We start from the raw sequence: 17,511 nt of genomic DNA, 5'->3' as shown, positions 1-17,511 counted from the left end.
GGGAGTGGGAACGCGCGTGGGGAGTGGGAGCGCGCGCGTACCCCCGTTCGGGGCAAGCGCTAACGGCACCGGAGCAGCGCTCCGATAGCCACATCCGAGCACGGATCGCTCGACCACCCGGCCACGGATCGGCCACCACCGCACGGTGACATCGCACAGGGACGATGCCGCCATGACGAGGGGACCCTCCGTGTTCGATTCCGTGACGTCGGCGGCGCTGCAGAGCGCGCTCGACGGCCTCTCGATGCGCCAGCGCGTGATCGCGAACAACATCGCGAACATCAACACGCCGAACTACCACGCCGAGAAGGTGCAGTTCGAGGACGCCCTCGCGAAGTCGATCGTCGACGGGAGCGGCAGCACAACGCCGACCGTCGCCCGCAGCCTCGAGCCGACGAACACGAACGGCAACAACGTCGACCTCGACGAGGAGACGCTCTCCAACGTCGACACCGTGCTCCGGTACCAGTTCGCCACCCAGGCGATGAACTCCGAGCTGACCAGCGTCCGTGCGGCGATGCGGACCACCTCGTGACCACGTTCGACGCGATCGGGATCGCGAGCACCGGCCTCACCGTGCACCGGAAGTGGCTCGACGCCATCTCCGACAACATCGCCAACGTCAACACGGTCAAGTCGATGGACGACTCCGCCTTCCAGGCCCGCTACGTCGAGGTGCAGGAGGGCAACGGCGTCTCCGGCGCCTACGTCAAGGGCGCCGCGTTCGGCAGCGCCGCCGGCCGCGTGACCTACGACCCGGACAACCCGCTCGCGAACGAGGAAGGGTACGTCCGGATGCCGGACATCGACCTCGGCACGCAGATGGCGGACCTCATCATGGCCCAGCGCGGCTACCAGGCGAACGCCGCCGTGGTCGACCGTGCCAAGACCGCCTACGAGGCGGCACTGCAGATCGGGAAGAACTGATGCCCATCGACGGCGTGAACGGTGTGACCACCAACGCGATGACGAACGCGATGTCGTCCGTCACCGGGACGAGCAGCGACACCGCGACGACCGGGACGACCGGCACCGACGGCAGCGGGTTCGCCGCCTCCCTCGGCAACGCGGTCGACGGGCTCCAGCAGCTGCAGAGCGACTCCAAGACGCTCGCGCTCAAGGCCGTCACCGGCAACCTCGACGACATCCACGACGCCACCATCGCGTCCACCCGCGCGCAGGTGACCCTCGAGCTCGTCGCCGCCGTCCGCAACAAGGGCGTCGACGCGTTCAACGAGATCATGAGGATGCAGGCCTGATGCCCGCCGCACTGCAGAACGTCTTCGGCCGCCTCGGCGCCTACGTCAAGGGCTTCTCCGCCGCACAGCGCACCATCGCGATCCTCGTGGTCGCGGCGCTCGTGCTCGGCGGTTTCGCGCTCGTGTCCTGGCTCGGCAAGCCGTCCTACGCGCCGCTGTTCACCGGCCTGGCCGCCGCGGACGCGAGCTCGGTCACCGACCAGCTCACCACCGACGGGGTGCCGTTCCAGCTCACCGACGGCGGCGCGACGATCCTCGTCCCGCAGTCGTCCGTGTACACCGAGCGACTGAAGGCCGCGTCGAACGGGCTGCCGTCGTCGAACGAGGGCGGGTACTCGCTGCTCGACAAGATGGGCGTGACGAGCTCCGAGTTCCAGCAGGACGTCACGTACAAGCGGGCGATCGAGGGCGAGCTCGCCAAGACGATCTCCGCGATGGACGGCGTGCAGACCGCGACCGTGCAGCTCGCGATCCCGGAGAAGTCCGTGTTCGTCTCCGAGGAGAAGGACCCGACGGCGTCGGTGTTCATCGCCACGAAGAACGGCACGCAGCTCACCACCGACCAGGTCCAGGCGATCGTGCACCTGACCAGCGCCGCGGTCGAGGGCATGCAGACCACCGACGTGTCCGTCGTCGACGCGAAGGGGCAGACCCTCTCCGCCGTGGGCACCGGCGCGACCGGGACGGGCTCCGACCAGGCCGCTGACTACGACGCCTCCACGTCGAAGAAGATCCAGGACCTGCTCGACACCACGCTCGGCACGGGGAACGCCAGCGTCGTGGTGTCGGCGACGATGAACCAGAACACGGCGACCCGCACGGCGGAGTCCTACGCGACCCCGACATCCGGTCCGGTGGCGCTCAACGAGTCCTCCACGACCGAGCAGTACGGCTCCGGATCGGGCGCGGCCAGCGGCGCGACGGGTGTGCTCGGCCCGGACAACATCGCCGTGCCGAACGGCACCGCCACCTCCGGCACCGGCGACGACGGGTACGTCAACGAGTCCGCGACGAAGAACAACGCCGTCGACCACACCACCGAGACCACGCAGATCCCGGCCGGCTCCCTCGACCGTCAGACGATCTCCGTCGCGCTGAACTCGAAGGCCGACTCGGTCGCGAACGCGAACCTGCAGAGCATCAACGACCTCGTGGCCGCCGCCGCCGGTGTCGACACCGCGCGCGGCGACCAGGTCAAGGTCGCGATGATGGACTTCGACTCCAGCGCCGCCGACGACGCCGCGAAGGCGCTCAAGGCGCAGCAGGCCGCCGACCAGCAGGAGGCGCTCTGGTCCTCGATCCGCACGGCCGGCATCGTCGTCGGGATCGCGCTGGCGCTCATCGCGCTCATCGTCTTCCTGGTCCGCCGCGGCCGTCGCCAGGAGCGCGAGAGCGTCGACGTCGGCGAGCTCGACGCCTTCGGCAGCGCCTTCGAGCTGCCGCTCGCGGTCGACGCCGCCGATGCCCGCGCCGGTCTGCTCGCCGGTGGTGCCGGGGACGCCCCGACCGTCGCCCTGCCGACGCTGCCCCACGACGACGCCCCCACCGAGGTGCTCACCACCGACGAGATCACCGCCGAGCGTCGCCGCCAGGACATCTCGAACCTCGCCGAGCGCGACCCGAAGCGCACGGCCGAGCTCCTCCGCGGGCTCCTCGACGACCGGACGTCGGTGTGAACGCCCCCGCCGCCGGCCCCGCCGACCGTGCGCTGACCGGCGCCCAGAAGGTCGCGCTCATCCTCATGCAGATGGAGACCGACCGCGCGGCCGAGGTGATGAAGCAGTTCTCCGAGCTGGAGGCCGAGGAGATCTCCGCCGAGATCGTCCGGATGCGCCGCGTCGAGGACGCCGTCGTCGACAAGACGCTCACCGAGTTCCACCGGATGACGCTCACCGGACGCACCCAGCGCCGCGGCGGCAAGGAGACCGCACTCGGGCTGCTCGAGGCGTCGTTCGGCGCCGAGCGTGCCGCCGGCGTGATGGACCGCCTCGCGTCGAACCTCGCCGGGCAGTCCTTCGACTTCCTCGACGACGCCGAGCCCGGCCAGGTCATCACCCTCCTCGAGGGCGAGCTCCCGCAGACCATCGCCCTCGTCCTCGCCCACCTCAAGCCCGCACAGGCCAGCGCCGTGCTCGCCGGGGTCGACGAGCGCGCCCGCACCGACGTCGCGCAGGCCTTCGCCACGATGGGCACCGCCACCCCCGAGTCCGTCGGGATCGTCGCCGGCGTCCTGCGCCAGCGCGCCGGCGCCGTGGTCTCCCCGCGCGAGAGCGTCGAGGTCGTCGGTGGCATCGCGCCCCTCGTCGACATCATCAACCGCTCCGACGTCGCCACCGAGAAGGCCGTCCTCGACGGGCTCGAGGCACGTGACCCGGAACTCGCCGAGGACATCCGATCGCGGATGCTCACCTTCGAGGACATCGTCAAGCTCGAGTCGCGCGACATCCAGCAGGTGCTCCGCGGCATCGACTCGAAGGTCCTCGCGACCGCGATGAAGGGCGCTGCCGGGCCGGTCGTCGAGACCATCCGCGCGAACGTCTCCGAGCGCAACCGCGAGCTCCTCGACGACGAGCTGCAGGCGATGGGCCCGGTCCGGGTCTCGCAGGTCGAGGAGGCACGCGCCGAGGTCGTCCGCTCCGTCCGGGAGCTCGAGGCGCAGGGCGTCATCACCGTCCACCGCGCCGAGGAGGACGAGCTCGTTGAGTGACACCACGTTCGAGCGCCTGGCGTTCCCCGTCGTCACCGACGCCGGACTCCAGGACCGCGTCGCCAGCGCCGAGGTGCGCGGGCACGCCGCCGGGTACGCCGCGGGACTCCGCGCCGCGCACGCCGAGACCGCTGCGCTCCGCGCCGAGCTGGACGCCCTGCACGCGCACCGCACCGCGCAGCTCGAGGCCGAGTCCGCACGACGCCTCGCCGTCCTCGGCGCCATGACCGACGCACTCGTCGCGCGCACCGTGCCGGTGCTGGAGTCGGCCGAGCGCTCGGTCGTGGAAGCCGCCGTGGAACTGGCCGAGGCCGCCGTCGGGTACGCGATCCGTGCCTCCCGTCCGGTGCTCGACGCGCCCACGACGACGACCGGTCCGGAGGCGCGGGTCGTCCCCGGCGCCGAGGCGACGGTCCGCCGCGCCCTCGCCGCCGTCGACCACACCGTCGCGATCGCCGTCCGGCTCAGCCCGGCCGACGCCGCCGCCGTCAGCGGGCTCGACCTGCCCGTGCCGGTGCGCGCCGACGCGTCGCTCCGCGACGGCGACGCCGTCGTCGACCTGCCGGACGGTGTCCTGGACGCCCGGATCGACGCCGCGCTGGCCCGCGCGAAGACCGCGCTCGGGGTGACCGCATGACCGCCACGCTGCTCCGTCCCCGCGGACTCGACGCCGCCGTCGCCCTCGCCGCACCGCAGCGTGTCGGTGTCGTGACGAGCGCCGTCGGTCTCGGGCTGACGATCGCCGGGCTCGACGCCCGGATCGGCGAGATCGTCGTCGTCGGGCGCGAGGACGGGCCGCAGACCACCGTCGAGGTCGTCGCCACCGACGCCTCCGGGGTCCGATGCATGCCGCTCGGCCGCCTGACCGGGATCACCGCGGGCACGCCGGCTCGGCCCACCGGACGCCCGGTGCTCGTGCCGACCGGTCGCGGACTGTTCGGTCGCGTGCTCGACGGGCTCGGGCGGCCGATCGACGACCGCGGGCCGCTCGACGCCGACGCGTGGGTGGACCTCGACCACGCCACGCCGAACGCGATGGCGCGCACCCGGATCGACACGCCGATGCAGCTCGGCGTCCGCGTGCTCGACACCCTGACCACCGTCGGCCGCGGGCAGCGCATGGGCCTCTTCGCCGGGTCCGGCGTCGGCAAGTCCTCGCTGCTGTCGATGATCGCCCGGGGGAGCGACGCCGCCGTGAACGTGATCGCCCTCGTCGGGGAGCGCGGCCGCGAGGTGCGCGAGTTCCTCGAGGACGACCTCGGACCCGAGGGCCTCGCCCGCTCCATCGTCGTCGTGTCGACCTCCGACGAACCCGCGCTGATGCGCCTGCGTGCCGCGTTCGTCGCCACCCGGATCGCGGAGTCCTTCCGCGACGCCGGCCAGGACGTCGTGCTCATGATGGACTCGCTCACCCGCGTCGCGATGGCGCAGCGGGAGATCGGGCTGTCCGTGGGCGAGCCGCCGGCGACCCGGGGCTACCCGCCGTCGACCTTCTCCGTGCTCGCCGGGCTGCTCGAGCGCGCCGGGACGGACCGGGTCGGGAGCATCACCGGGCTCTACACGGTGCTCGTCGACGGGGACGACCACAACGAGCCGATCGCGGACGCCGCGCGCAGCATCCTCGACGGGCACGTGGTGCTCGACCGGAAGCTCGCCGTCACCGGGCACTTCCCGTCCGTGGACGCCCTGGGGTCGATCTCCCGCGTGGCGTCGAAGGTCACCTCGCCCGCCGAACGCGCCGCCGCGACCGCGCTGCGGAAGGTGATGGCCGCCAGGAAGGCCGCGCAGGACCTCCTCGACGTCGGCGCGTACCAGCGCGGCTCGAACCCGCTCGTCGACGCGGCCGTCGACCACCAGGACGCGATCGACGCGTTCCTCCGTCAGGGCATGGACGAGCGGGCCACCGCCGCCGACTCCTGGCAGCGCCTCGGCGCGCTCGTCGCCCGGCTCGGAGGTGTCTGATGGCACGCCGCTTCCCCCTCGCCGGGCTCCTCCGGCTCCGGCACGCCGAACAGGACCGTGCCGCCGCAGCACTCGCCGCCGCGAACGAGCGGATGCGCGACGCCGCCGACGCACGCACCGCCGCCCGCCGCACCCTCGACGACACCGCCTCGGCGATGCCCGTCGAGGACGCCGCGACCCTCAGCGCCGTCGCCGCCGCACGGGCAGCGACCCGCGGGATGCTCGAGGAGCTCGACGCCGTCGTCCGCACCCGCCGCGCCGACGCCGATCGCGCGCAGGGCGAGTACAACGCCGCACGCCGGTCCGCCCTCGGACTCGAGAAGCTCGAGGAGCAGTACACCGTGCAGGCCACCGCCGAGGAACTCCGCACCGAGCAGAACGCCCTCGACGAGATCGCGGCACGCAGCCGCGGGGAAGGCGGTGCGCGATGAGCCTCGACGCCGTGCTGAGCCGGATCTCCGAGATCCGCTCCCAGATCGACACGCTGCAGAGCGGCACCGCCACCACGAGCAGTGCCGCGACGGCTGCGTCCTCCGCCGACTCGTCGTCCGCGTTCGCCGCCGCCCTCGCCGCGACCGGCACCGGGACCACCGCGACGAGCACCGCCGCGCCGGCCACCTCCGTCGACGCCGGGCAGGGCACCGTCGCCACGGGCAGCGGCGCCACCGGGGACGACGTCGTCGCGGACGCGAAGAAGTACCTCGGCGTCCCGTACGTGTTCGGCGGCACCACGACGTCGGGCATGGACTGCTCCGGGCTCGTGCAGACGGTGTTCAAGGACCTCGGGGTGACCATGCCCCGGGTCGTCCCGGACCAGGCGAAGATGGGCACCGAGGTGGGTTCGCTCGCCGACGCGCAGCCCGGCGACCTGATCATCCCGAAGGGCGAGGGGCACGTCGTGATCTACGTCGGCGACGGCAAGGTGCTGCACGCGCCGCACCCCGGCAAGGACGTCCGGATCGTCGACAACTGGTACAAGGACTCGGACATCGCCACCATCCGGCGCATCGTGCCCTCGGCCCAGGAAGCCGCCGCGACGAAGGCCACCGCCGCCACCGCCGCGACCTCCGCCGCCGGATCGGCGACGGACCTGCAGACCGCCGCCCTGATGTCCCTGCTGCAGTCCGGGAGTGCCGCATGAGCATGACGATCGCCACCAGCACGCCCGCCGCACCGAGCCGCGGTGCGTCGAGCAGCGCCGACGCCGCGGCGACGGGCTCCGGGTTCGACGCCGCGATGTCCGCGGTCGCCGGCGAGCAGCCGGGGCGCGGACGTCCCGACGCTCGGCACGCCGCCGGCACCGGCACGGGCACGGACCGACGGGCGACCGCTGGCCCGCACGCGGGCACCGCGCACGCGGCCGCCGCGGGTTCGGCATCGGACGACGAGCGGACTCCGGCGGACACGACGTCGGCTCCGAGCGCCGGTGACGGCACGGCCGCGACGCCGTCCGGGCTGACCGCGCTCCTCGGCCTCGCACCGGTGCCCGCTGCTGCCGCTGCCGCCGCTGTCGCCGCCCAGCCCGGTTCCGCGCTCGCGGCGACCACGGGGGACACGTCCACGGTTGCCCCGACGGCGACCGACTCGGCCTCCGGCACGGGGACCGCGGCCGGCACCACGGCGGTCGGCACCCTCGACGCGGTCGCGGCCTCGGCAGGTGCCGCACCGACCGACGCAGCCGTGACCGCCCTCGGCGCCGCCGATCTCGCGCTCGCTCCCGCAGACACCGCGCGTCCTGCTTCGCCGGCGCTCCGCCCGGGAGGCCGTGGTCCGGCCAGCACCGCCGCGACCACCGTCGCCGCGACCACCACCGCCACGGCGGACGCCGGAACAGCCTCGGCCGCCGTCGGGCGCGCCGGAGCCCCGGCCGGCAGCGACACCGCGACCGCGGCCGGGACCGGCGCCGGCGGATCGGCGCAAGCGCCCGCGGCCACGCAGACGTCCGCTCCGGCGACCGCGACCGCCACCTCGTCGACCGCGACGACGGCGAGCCCGGAGACCTCGGGCAGCACGCCCGTCCCAGCCGCGCCCGTTCCGACGACGACCGTCACCCCGGCGACCGACGCCGCAGCGGTCGGACGCCAGGCCGCCACCACCGACGCGACGACGGCGACCAGCGCGACCGGGGCCCGAGCAGCCGGCCGCCCGACGGACGTGGGTGCGCCCGCGCAGGGCGATCCGAGCCTCCCGGCCGGTGGGACCACCCGCGCACCGGACGTGCCGTTCGCGCTCCCGACCACGCCGACGACCGCCGCCCCGGCGACCGTCCCGACCGCCGCCGCGTCCCAGCCGGCCGCGCCCGCACCGCTCGCGCAGCAGCTCGCCCGACCGGTGTTCACGCTCGCGCAGGCCGGGCCGGGGGAGCACGTCGTCACCGTCCAGGTGGTGCCGGACACGCTCGGGCCGGTCACGGTCCGTGCACACGTCACCGCGCAGGGCATGCACGTCGAGCTGTTCGCCGCCTCCGACGCCGGGCGGGACGCGGTGCGGCAGGTGCTGCCCGACCTCCGCCGCGAGGGCAGCGCCGTCTCCACGACGCTCGACCTCTCCTCCCAGAACCACCCCGGCCAGTCCGGGTCGGCCGGCCAGTCGACTGCTCGCGACGGGCGCCCGACCGGCGACCGTCTCGTGGTCGACGACCGCCGGGAGGCTCGACCCGGCACCGCGCACACCGCGCGGCCCGCCACCACCACCGTCCGCACCGCGGGACTCGACGTCCTCGCCTGACCGGCTCACGACAAGGAACTCACCATGCCCATCGACGGGATCACCGGCACCGTGGACCAGGCCGCGCAGGCCGCCGCCCTCGCCGCGAACAGCACCGCGCAGAAGTCCCAGACCATGGACTCCGAGGTGTTCATGAAGCTGCTCGTCACGCAGCTGCAGAACCAGGATCCGTCGTCGCCGATGGACACCAACCAGATGATCAGCCAGCAGACGCAGCTCGCGATGATGGAGCAGATCACCAACCAGACCACGACGGGGAACGAGAACTTCTCGCTGCAGATGCGCATCGCTGCGGCGAACCTCGTCGGCAAGCAGGTCAGCTACACGGACGCCACCACGGGGACCTCGGTCACCGGGACCGCGACGGCCGTGTCCTACGCGCAGAGCGTGCCGACCGTGACCGTGAACGGGAAGGAGGTCGATCTCGACGTGATCTCCGGTATCAAGACCGCCTGACACCCCTCGTTCTCCCTTCCCCGTTCTGACCTCCTCGTCCTGACTTCTCCGTCCTGACGTCTTCGTCCTGACTTCCTCGTTCTGAAAGGAACACGTCATGCTCCGCTCGCTCTACTCCGGGATCTCCGGCCTCCGTTCCCACCAGGAGATGCTCGACGTCACCGGCAACAACATCGCCAACGTCAACACCGTCGGCTTCAAGGCGTCCTCGACCGTCTTCCAGGACACCCTGTCGCAGATGACCCAGGGCGCCGGCGGACCGCAGACCGGCGTCGGCGGCACCAACCCGGCCCAGATCGGCCTCGGCGTCCAGGTCGCCGGTGTCTCCACGAACTTCGCCCAGGGCTCGGCGCAGGCCACGGGCAAGGCGACCGACCTGATGATCTCCGGCGACGGCTTCTTCGTCACCCGCCTCGGCAACGACACCGTGTACACGCGTGCCGGTGCGTTCGACTTCGACGCGGACGGCCGCCTGGTCAGCTCCGACGGCAAGATCGTCCAGGGCTACCCGGCGACCAACGGCGTCGTCAACGACGGCGGCCAGCTCACCGACATCGTCCTGCCGCTCGACGCCGCCGCACCGGCCGTGAAGACCTCCGCCGCCGCCGTGACGGGCAACCTGCCGTCGGAGACCGCCGTCGGCGACACGATCACCCGCGACGCCACCGTCTACGACGCGAACGGCGCCAAGCACACGCTGTCCCTCGCCTACACGCGCACCGCCGACGGCTGGAACGTCGAGGCCAAGGACGGGCAGGGCACCACCGCCACCTCGTCGATCTCGTTCGGCACCGACGGGGCGATCGCCTCCGGCGGCACCGTCGCGGTCGGCGGCATCACCGTCGACATGTCCGAGCTCACCGGGTTCGCCGCGCTGAACACCTCGTCCATCGCGTCGCAGAACGGGCACGAGGCCGGGTCGCTCCAGGGCTACTCGATCTCGAAGGACGGCACCGTCGTCGGGACCTTCTCCAACGGGGCGTCGCTCGCCATCGGGCGGATCGCCCTCGCGACGTTCGCCAACCCGGCGGGGCTCGAGAAGACCGGGGCCTCCGGCTACCGTGCCACGGGCAACTCGGGCCAGGCGTCGATCGGTGCGCCGGGGTCGGCGGGGGTCGGGCAGCTGGCGTCCGGGACGCTCGAGATGTCGAACGTCGACCTGTCGCAGGAGTTCACGAACCTGATCGTGGCGCAGCGCGGGTTCCAGGCGAACGCGCGCATCATCACCACGTCCGACGAGGTGCTGCAGGAGCTCACGAACCTGAAGCGGTAGGGCGGGCGGCGCCGGCGCGCTGGCGCGCTTGTGTGGCTCGGCTTCGCACAACCGGGAACAGTCCGCACCACGGGAGTCCGTGGTGCGGACGGTTCTCCGTTGTGCGACGGGAATGTCTCGTCTCCGCCGGACGTCGTACTCGTCACCACATGCGAAGGAGCAACCGATGAGCCACGAACTCGAACGGACCACGACGACCCTCGACGACCGCGACTGCTGGCCGGCGCCGCGCGCCCTGCACGACGAGCCGAAGCCGCACTTCGGGCGGTACCTCGGGCTCATCAACGCGCAGGACTGAGGCCGCGTCTCGCCCGCTCGGCGGCATCTCGCACAACCGGAAGCAGCCCGCACCACGGAAGTCCGTGGTGCGGGCTGTTTTCGTTGTGCGGCGTACCGGGCAGTGCGCAATACCAGCACGCGGCGGCCGAGGTCAACCGTCTGCGCAAGTTGTCTATTACACCTATGATCTCGGGGCAGCCGAGATCCGGCTGGGCGCCCCAGGGAACGGGCGCCACCAGTCACGACAGGGAGTGACAGCTCATCATGCGCAACAGCACCAAGAAGCGGGCGACACTCGCCGCTGCCGTCCTCAGCACCGCGCTCGTCGCGGTCTCGCTGGGTTCGGGCACCGCTGCCTACGCGGGGGTCACCGCCCCGGTCGGCAACGTCGGGAAGTTCAAGCAGTCGTTCGTCGAGAACTTCAGCACCACCGCAGCCGCGAACGGCGCGTTCGCGAAGACCTACAAGAACTCGTGGCAGCCCTACCCGGACGCCGGGCAGTACTCCTCGGGCTCGCAGATCAGCTCGCACGACGGCCTCATGGACGTCAAGCTCGACGGGGCGAACGGCGCAGCCGGGACCTTCGGGACGCCGACCGGCGCCTGGAGCCACGTCGGCGGCAAGTTCACCGTCCGCGCCAAGGCGACCGGCGGCGACGGGAACGGCGCGGCGTTCATGCTGTGGCCGTCCTCGAACACCTGGTCGGACGGGGAGATCGACTTCCCCGAGGGCAACTTCGAGGCGACGCCGATGGCGTTCCAGCACTCGATGACCCCTGGTCAGGAGGCGAACTCCACCATGATCTCCTCCGGCGTGAACTGGCGTGCCTGGCACACCTACTCCGTCGAGTGGATCCCGGGCAAGTCGATGACCTACTCGGTCGACGGCAAGGTGATCCGGACGACCACCACGGACGTGCCGACCACCGCACACCGCTACATGTTCCAGGTCGGGAACTGGGGCGCCTCCGGGCACCTGTTCGTCGACTGGGTCAGCACCTACGACTACGTGGGCTGATCAGCGCTCGTCGCACTGAACGGAAGCCCCCGGGATCGTTGATCCCGGGGGCTTCCGGGCATACCGTGTGCCCATGGCAGACCTCGTCCTGAAGATGTCGATCTCGATCGACGGGTTCGTCGCCGCGGCGCGACCCGACTCGGACTGGATGTTCCGGGGGAGCACCCCGGACTCCGCGGCATGGGTCCGGGACGTCCTCGCGGGAGCCGGGACGCACGTCGTCGGGCGCCGGCTGTTCGAGACGTGGATCGGCCTCTGGCCCACGTCGGAGAGTCCGATGGCGGCACCGATCAACGATGCGCCGAAGGTCGTCGTCACCCGGCAGGCCGACTTCGACCTCGCCGGGCTGAGCGCCGGGATCTCGCCGTCGAGCGGGCCGGCGAGCTGGGCGGAGACCCGTGTGGTGACCGACCTCGGCGAGATCGAACGGCTCAAGGCCGAACCGGGGGACTACCTCCTCGCGCAGGGCGGGGTGTCGTTCGCGCGGTCGCTCATCGCGGCAGGCCTCGTCGACGAGTACCGTTTCGCCGTGCTGCCCGTCGTGCTCGGGAGCGGGGAGGCGCTGTTCGCCGGGCTGCCGGACGAGCTCGACCTGCGGCTCGTCAGCTCCACCGTGTTCGCGGGTGGTGCGATGGGGAACGTGTACCGGCCGTAGGCTCTCCCGGGTGGAAGCACCGTTGCCCTCCGGTACGACGCGCCGACGCGTCGAACTCCGGCTCGTCCGCCCGTTCCTGACGTGGTTCGCCCGCCCGACCGTGACGATCGACGGTGTCGGGCACCCGGCGCAGTGGGGTGACGGCACCTGGGCCGTGCCCGACGCCGGCGGCACCGTCATCGGCGTGTACCTCTACAACCGCCTCTGGCGGTTCGGCGCCGCGACGGTCGTGGTCCCCGCGGACGGGGCCGCGGACGCCTTCGAGTACCGGGGTGGGCTCCTGCCGGTCGGTCCCGGACGGCTCCGCGTTCGCCGGTAGTGGTGTGCCGGCGCCGTCAGGGGACGGTGCTCACGTCGCCCGTGCGAAGGAGCGGAGCGCCTCCGCGTAGTCGTCCGTGACGTCACGGGTCTCCGCGGTGACGAGGAGCGCGTGGTCGCCGATGCGCCGGGTGAACCGGCCACGGCACGGGATGACGACGACGTTCCGGAGACCTGCTCGCCACGCCGGTACCAGGGCGTCGAGCGCGTCCCGTTCCGGCTCGCGGCGCAGCCTCGACGGCGCCGTCTGTTCCTCGAAGCGCGCGGTCGTCCACGCGTCGTACGCGCTCGTGAAGGCGTCGTCCCCGAACGCGTCCCGCCAGGAGGGGCCGAACAGCCCCGCGAGCAGCGCCTGCCGTTCGGGAGAACCGGGCGGCGTGCTGTCGAGCCGGTCGAACACGCGCGGGTCGCGCTCCTCGGCGACGTGCGTGAGGCAGGCGCGCCACATGTCCGGCCAGGCAGCGGACCAGGAACGGCGGTCGGTCGCATCCGCCGGCGGTTCGACTCCGGGGGTCGCGACGAGCCATGGGGGCAGGTCGTCACCCTCGACGTCCAGATCCCGTGCCTCCCGGATCCAGAGCAGCTCGAACAGCGAGTGCGAGCTGTCCTCGATGGTGATGACCATGTCGTGCGGCCAGGGGTCCCCGGGCATCGGTGTCGACGAGATCAACGTCTCCCCCCTCATCGTCCTCGTTCAGGGAACCACGGGAAGGAGGGCCTGACAAGGCGTCCACCCGTCGTGCCTCGAGCCATGGCGCTGGTGGGCTCCCGATGGCTAGCATTCGGCATGGCCACGCAGAGCCCGTTGGGTGCGTACCTCCGAGCACGTCGCAGCCTCACCGCGCCCGCCGACGTCGGGATCACGGTCGACGGTCAGGTGCGCCGGGTGGTCGGGCTGCGCCGGGAAGAAGTCGCCATCCTGGCCGGCATCAGCACGGAGTACTACCTCCGGCTCGAGCAGGGGCGGGAAGCGCGCCCGTCGGACCAGGTCCTCGACGCCCTGGCCAGAGCGCTCCTGCTGAACGACGCCGCCCAGGCGTACCTCCACGAACTCGCGCGTCCGGCGAAGACCACGGCGACGGACGCCGCGCGTCGAGACGACGTCGACGAGGACGTGCGCTGGCTGATCGAGTCGTGGCCCCGCACCGCCGCGGTGGTCCACAACCGGTACCTCGACGTCCTCGCGACGAACCGGCTCGCGCCGGCGCTCAACCCCAACTACCGGATCGGCGTGAACAACCTCATCTCGCTGTTGACGGACCACGGCGAACGCGCCCTCCACGAGGGGTGGGAGGCGCTCTGCGCGCGGACGACCGCGCTCGTCCGGTCGATGTTCGGGCAGCGGCTCGGCGATGCCCGCCTCACCGCCCTCGTGGCGGAGCTCTCCGCGCGCAACACGCACTTCCGGGATGCGTGGCAGCGAAACGACGTGTCGACGTCGTCCAGCGGTGAGCACGTGCTGCGCCATCCGCAGGCCGGGCGTCTCGTCCTGCACTACGCACGGCTCCCGCTCCCCGGGACGGACGGTCAGAGCATCTGGCTGTACCAGGCAGAACCCGGGACGCCCAGCGCTCTCGCGCTCGAGACCCTGGCGCTCGCGGCACCGGTCGTGTGATCCCGTGCGCTTCCCTGGTAGGAGCGGGGACAGGCAGCGCCGCCCGGATCGCCCTACGGTCACGTCATGGACCTCCACCTCACCGGCAAGGTCGCCGTCGTCACCGGGGCGAGCAAGGGCATCGGTCTCGCGATCACCGAGGCGCTCGTCGCCGAGGGAGCACGGGTCGTCGCGGGTGCCCGCAGCATCACCGACGAGCTCGTCGCACTCTCCGACTCCGGGCAGGTGCTCGCGGTCCCGGTCGACCTCTCCACCCCGGACGGCCCCGCTGGACTCGTCGCTCGCGCAGCGCACTTCGGCGGTCTCGACGTCCTCGTCAACAACGTCGGAGCCGTCACACCCCGGACGGACGGGTTCCTCGCGGTCAGCGACGAGGACTGGTCGCGCACCCTCAACCTGAGCCTGCTCGCACCCGTGCGCACCACCCGAGCCGCCATCCCCCTGCTGCTCGAGCGCGGCGGCGGCAACGTCGTCACGATCGCCTCGGTGAACGCGTTCCTGCCGGACCCCGGCGTCATCGACTACTCGGCGACGAAGGCCGCCGTCTGGAACCTCTCGAAGTCCCTCTCCAAGGAGTACGGACCGCAGGGCATCCGGTTCAACACGATCAGCCCCGGACCGGTGTCGACGCCGCTGTGGCTCGGCGACGGCGGCGTCGCGGCAACCGTGGCCGCGGCGATGGGCGTGACGCCCGAGGAGGCGCGGGAACGGATCATCGCGGAGGGCGGCGGGTTCTCGACCGGTCGCTTCACCGAGCCGGCCGAGGTCGCCGACCTCGTCCTCCTCCTCGCCAGCGATCGTGCCGGCAACGTGACCGGCGCGGACTTCCTCATCGACGGCGGACTGACCAAGGACCTGTGACCGCCCCGCGGACGTCGCCGGGCGCACCACTCTCGAAGGAGCAACCATGTCGAAGACCCCGGTCGTGTTCATCCACGGCCTCTGGATCCACGCATCTGCCTGGCAACCGTGGATCGACCTGTTCGCCGAACACGGGTACGACGCGATCGCGCCGGGGTGGCCCGGCGACTCGGACACCGTCGCCGAGACGCGCGAGGATCCCGACCGTCTCGACGATGTCGGGATCGAACAGATCTGCCGGCACTACGCCGAGATCATCGACACCCTGGACACGAAGCCCATCGTGATCGGCCACTCGTTCGGCGGTCTCATCGCCCAGGAGCTCCTCGCGAACGGGTTCGCCGTCGCCGGGGTGGCCATCGATCCGGCACCGATCAAGGGCGTCAAGATCCTGCCCTTCTCGCAGCTCCGGTCGGGCTTCCCCGCGCTCGGGAACCCGAAGAACAAGCACCGCACCGTCGCGCTGACTGCGAAGCAGTTCCGCTACGCCTTCGGGAACGCCATCAGCGAGGAGGAGTCCGACGCGCTGCACGCCGCGTGGGCGATCCCCGGGCCGGGTCGGCCGCTGTTCGAGGACGCGGCCGCGAACTTCTCACGCAACTCCCCGGCGACGGTCGACACCCACACCGCAGGGCGTGGGCCGCTCCTGCTGACGTCCGGAACCGAGGACCACACCGTCCCCGAGTCGGTCACGCGCGCCGTCGTCCGCCTCTACGGTGACAACCCCGACGTGGTCACCGAGTACCGGGAGTTCGAAGGCCGGGGGCATTCGCTGACGATCGACAGCGGCTGGCGCACGGTCGCCGACGCGACGCTCGACTGGCTGGCGGCGCAACGGCTCGAGGGCGCCGACGACCAGGTGACCGCGCCGTAGTCGCGCGGACGGTGCCGCGTGCCCAGCCAGCGGACGATCCTCGCCGTCGCGATACTCGCCTCCTTCGTCGCCTTCCTCGACGGCTCGATCGTCAACGTCGCACTGCCCGCCATCGCCGACGAGCTCGGCGGCCGGGTCGGCACCCAGCAGTGGGTCCTGGACGCGTACCTCCTCGCGCTCGGTGCCCTGATCCTCCTCACCGGGTCGCTCGCGGACGCGTTCGGCAAACTGCGCGTCCTGCGGACCGGGCTCGTCGTCTTCGGCCTCGCGTCCGTCGCCTGCGCGCTCGTCCCGACCGCTGGGCTGCTCATCGCAGCCCGAGCCGCGCAGGGGATCGGGGCGGCGTTGCTCGTGCCGAGCTCGTTGGCGCTGATCACGGCGGCCTTCCCGGGCGACTCGCGGGGACGGGCGATCGGGACCTGGACGGCGTGGACGAGCACCGCGTTCGTCGTCGGACCGCTCCTCGGCGGCGCGCTCGTCGACCTCGTGGGGTGGCGATCCGTCTTCGCCATCAACGTGATCCCGATCGTGGTGACGCTGGCGCTCCTCGGCCGGTCGAGCGATCCGGAGCGCACCGCCCGACGCCCGAGGATCGACGTGCTCGGCGCCGCCCTGGTCGCAGTGGGTCTCGCCGCTCTGGCGTTCGGTCTCATCGAGCAGCAGGGCGCCGGCTGGGGGAGCCCGGTCGTGGTGGTGTCCCTGGCGATCGGGGTCGTCGCACTCGCGGCCTTCCTCGGGTGGGAGCGTCGCGCCCCGGAGCCGTTGCTGCCGATGGCGCTGTTCCGGATCCGGGACTTCCGGTTCGGCAACCTCGCGACCACCGGCATCTACGCGGGGGTGTCGCTGGGACTCCTCGTCGTCGTGCTCTTCCTGCAGGAGGTCGCGGGCTGGCCCGCCACCCTCGCGGGGCTGGCCACGTTGCCGATCGCGGTCGCGTCGCTGCTCCTCGCGCGGTTCGCCGGTGTGCTCGCCGGGCGCTTCGGGTCACGGGTGTTCGTGACCGCCGGGTGCGGGATCAGCGCGTGCGGGTTCCTGCTGATGCTGAGCGCCCGCCCGCCGGTCGACTTCCTCTGGCAGCTCCTGCCGGGGCTGCTCGTCTACGGCGTGGGCCTGGCGGTGACGGTCGCGCCGCTCACGACGGCGGTGCTCGCCGCCGTGCCGGCCGAGCGGGCCGGCGTCGCTTCCGCGGTCAACAACGCGGTCGCCCGTGTCGCCGGTCTGGTCGCCATCGCGTTCCTCAGCACGATCACGGGGCCGGCGATCGACACGGCCGGGTTCCACCGGACGCTCGTCGTGACCGCGTGTCTGTTCGCGGCGGCGGCCGTCGTCGCCGCGCTCGGGCTCAGCCGGCACGCGTCGGCGGCTCCCTGGGCGGGAGAGCCGGCGGCGGTCCCGGCGGACGCGACGGCGAACTGCAACGACCGCGCCGTCCCCGCCGGGCTGCACGTGCCGAGCACCCGAGCGCGCCCGTGACGGTACGGTCGGCGGTGTCGGCGGCCCCGACCCGT

21 protein-coding genes are annotated in these 17,511 nt (G+C 72.2%); 20 read left to right on the top strand and 1 reads right to left on the bottom strand.

Going from position 1 to position 17,511, the window contains the following annotated elements; all coding sequences use genetic code 11:
- The first annotated feature begins 190 nt into the window (after positions 1-190).
- From EDF24_RS14635 to EDF24_RS14565, 16 genes are all read left to right on the top strand, one after another.
- A complete protein-coding gene (locus EDF24_RS14635) occupies positions 191-535 on the top strand; it encodes a flagellar basal body protein (RefSeq protein WP_123653830.1) in 345 nt (114 codons plus the stop codon).
- Positions 532-927 (top strand): flagellar basal body rod protein FlgC, encoded by a 396-nt coding sequence (locus EDF24_RS14630; RefSeq protein ID WP_123653291.1) that lies wholly within the window; start codon positions 532-534, stop codon positions 925-927. Before EDF24_RS14635 ends, EDF24_RS14630 begins: the two co-directional genes overlap by 4 nt.
- Positions 927-1,259 carry a flagellar hook-basal body complex protein FliE gene (gene fliE, locus EDF24_RS14625; protein ID WP_123703796.1) on the top strand — a complete coding sequence of 111 codons (333 nt, stop codon included), beginning with the start codon at positions 927-929 and terminating at the stop codon, positions 1,257-1,259. Before EDF24_RS14630 ends, fliE begins: the two co-directional genes overlap by 1 nt.
- The gene (gene fliF / locus EDF24_RS14620) at positions 1,259-2,935 is read left to right on the top strand and encodes a flagellar basal-body MS-ring/collar protein FliF (protein WP_123653293.1); all 1,677 of its coding nucleotides are present in this window, start codon (positions 1,259-1,261) and stop codon (positions 2,933-2,935) included. The genes fliE and fliF overlap by 1 nt, the downstream gene beginning before the upstream one ends.
- Positions 2,932-3,966, top strand: a complete 1,035-nt coding sequence (fliG, locus tag EDF24_RS14615; RefSeq protein ID WP_123653294.1) for a flagellar motor switch protein FliG — start codon at positions 2,932-2,934, stop codon at positions 3,964-3,966. The genes fliF and fliG overlap by 4 nt, the downstream gene beginning before the upstream one ends.
- Positions 3,959-4,603 carry a hypothetical protein gene (locus tag EDF24_RS14610; protein ID WP_123703794.1) on the top strand — a complete coding sequence of 215 codons (645 nt, stop codon included), beginning with the start codon at positions 3,959-3,961 and terminating at the stop codon, positions 4,601-4,603. Before fliG ends, EDF24_RS14610 begins: the two co-directional genes overlap by 8 nt.
- Complete coding sequence (locus EDF24_RS14605) at positions 4,600-5,928, top strand: FliI/YscN family ATPase (RefSeq protein WP_123703792.1); 1,329 nt, start codon at positions 4,600-4,602, stop codon at positions 5,926-5,928. Before EDF24_RS14610 ends, EDF24_RS14605 begins: the two co-directional genes overlap by 4 nt.
- Positions 5,928-6,359 (top strand): flagellar FliJ family protein, encoded by a 432-nt coding sequence (locus EDF24_RS14600; RefSeq protein WP_123703790.1) that lies wholly within the window; start codon positions 5,928-5,930, stop codon positions 6,357-6,359. The genes EDF24_RS14605 and EDF24_RS14600 overlap by 1 nt, the downstream gene beginning before the upstream one ends.
- Entirely contained in the window at positions 6,356-7,069 is a 714-nt protein-coding gene (locus EDF24_RS14595) for a C40 family peptidase (RefSeq protein WP_123703788.1), read from the top strand. The genes EDF24_RS14600 and EDF24_RS14595 overlap by 4 nt, the downstream gene beginning before the upstream one ends.
- Positions 7,066-8,655, top strand: coding sequence for a flagellar hook-length control protein FliK (locus tag EDF24_RS14590; RefSeq protein ID WP_148070904.1), 1,590 nt, complete (start codon positions 7,066-7,068; stop codon positions 8,653-8,655). The genes EDF24_RS14595 and EDF24_RS14590 overlap by 4 nt, the downstream gene beginning before the upstream one ends.
- A 24-nt stretch (positions 8,656-8,679) precedes the next feature.
- Positions 8,680-9,111 carry a flagellar hook assembly protein FlgD gene (locus EDF24_RS14585; protein ID WP_123653300.1) on the top strand — a complete coding sequence of 144 codons (432 nt, stop codon included), beginning with the start codon at positions 8,680-8,682 and terminating at the stop codon, positions 9,109-9,111.
- 97 nt (positions 9,112-9,208) lie between these two features.
- Positions 9,209-10,384, top strand: coding sequence for a flagellar hook protein FlgE (locus EDF24_RS14580; protein ID WP_123703784.1), 1,176 nt, complete (start codon positions 9,209-9,211; stop codon positions 10,382-10,384).
- Positions 10,385-10,550: 166 nt separating this feature from the next.
- A complete protein-coding gene (locus tag EDF24_RS19550; protein ID WP_260233459.1) occupies positions 10,551-10,682 on the top strand; it encodes a hypothetical protein in 132 nt (43 codons plus the stop codon).
- Positions 10,683-10,927: 245 nt separating this feature from the next.
- The gene (locus EDF24_RS14575; protein ID WP_123653302.1) at positions 10,928-11,680 is read left to right on the top strand and encodes a glycoside hydrolase family 16 protein; all 753 of its coding nucleotides are present in this window, start codon (positions 10,928-10,930) and stop codon (positions 11,678-11,680) included.
- 73 nt (positions 11,681-11,753) lie between these two features.
- Positions 11,754-12,335: a dihydrofolate reductase family protein gene (locus EDF24_RS14570; protein ID WP_123703782.1), complete on the top strand. Its 582-nt coding sequence runs from the start codon at positions 11,754-11,756 to the stop codon at positions 12,333-12,335.
- Between the two features lie 10 nt (positions 12,336-12,345).
- Complete coding sequence (locus tag EDF24_RS14565) at positions 12,346-12,654, top strand: hypothetical protein (protein ID WP_260233458.1); 309 nt, start codon at positions 12,346-12,348, stop codon at positions 12,652-12,654.
- A 30-nt stretch (positions 12,655-12,684) separates the two neighbouring features.
- On the opposite strand, the gene EDF24_RS14560 is transcribed toward EDF24_RS14565, so the two are convergent.
- Entirely contained in the window at positions 12,685-13,338 is a 654-nt protein-coding gene (locus EDF24_RS14560) for a hypothetical protein (RefSeq protein WP_260233457.1), read from the bottom strand.
- A gap of 102 nt (positions 13,339-13,440) precedes the next feature.
- Between EDF24_RS14560 and EDF24_RS14555 the strand changes: the two genes are divergently transcribed.
- The 4 genes from EDF24_RS14555 (at position 13,441) to EDF24_RS14540 (ending at position 17,476) form a co-directional block, all read left to right on the top strand.
- The gene (locus EDF24_RS14555; protein ID WP_123703780.1) at positions 13,441-14,268 is read left to right on the top strand and encodes a helix-turn-helix transcriptional regulator; all 828 of its coding nucleotides are present in this window, start codon (positions 13,441-13,443) and stop codon (positions 14,266-14,268) included.
- Positions 14,269-14,334: 66 nt separating this feature from the next.
- Complete coding sequence (locus EDF24_RS14550; protein WP_123703778.1) at positions 14,335-15,129, top strand: SDR family NAD(P)-dependent oxidoreductase; 795 nt, start codon at positions 14,335-14,337, stop codon at positions 15,127-15,129.
- A gap of 46 nt (positions 15,130-15,175) precedes the next feature.
- Positions 15,176-16,003, top strand: coding sequence for an alpha/beta hydrolase (locus EDF24_RS14545; RefSeq protein WP_123703776.1), 828 nt, complete (start codon positions 15,176-15,178; stop codon positions 16,001-16,003).
- Positions 16,004-16,021: 18 nt separating this feature from the next.
- Positions 16,022-17,476: a DHA2 family efflux MFS transporter permease subunit gene (locus EDF24_RS14540; protein ID WP_221181380.1), complete on the top strand. Its 1,455-nt coding sequence runs from the start codon at positions 16,022-16,024 to the stop codon at positions 17,474-17,476.
- Positions 17,477-17,511: the final 35 nt, after the last annotated feature.

Source organism: Curtobacterium sp. PhB130, assembly GCF_003755165.1.
GTDB lineage: Bacteria > Actinomycetota > Actinomycetes > Actinomycetales > Microbacteriaceae > Curtobacterium.
Note: the sequence above shows the minus strand (reverse complement) of the source record. Positions and strands in the feature narration are given on the sequence as shown.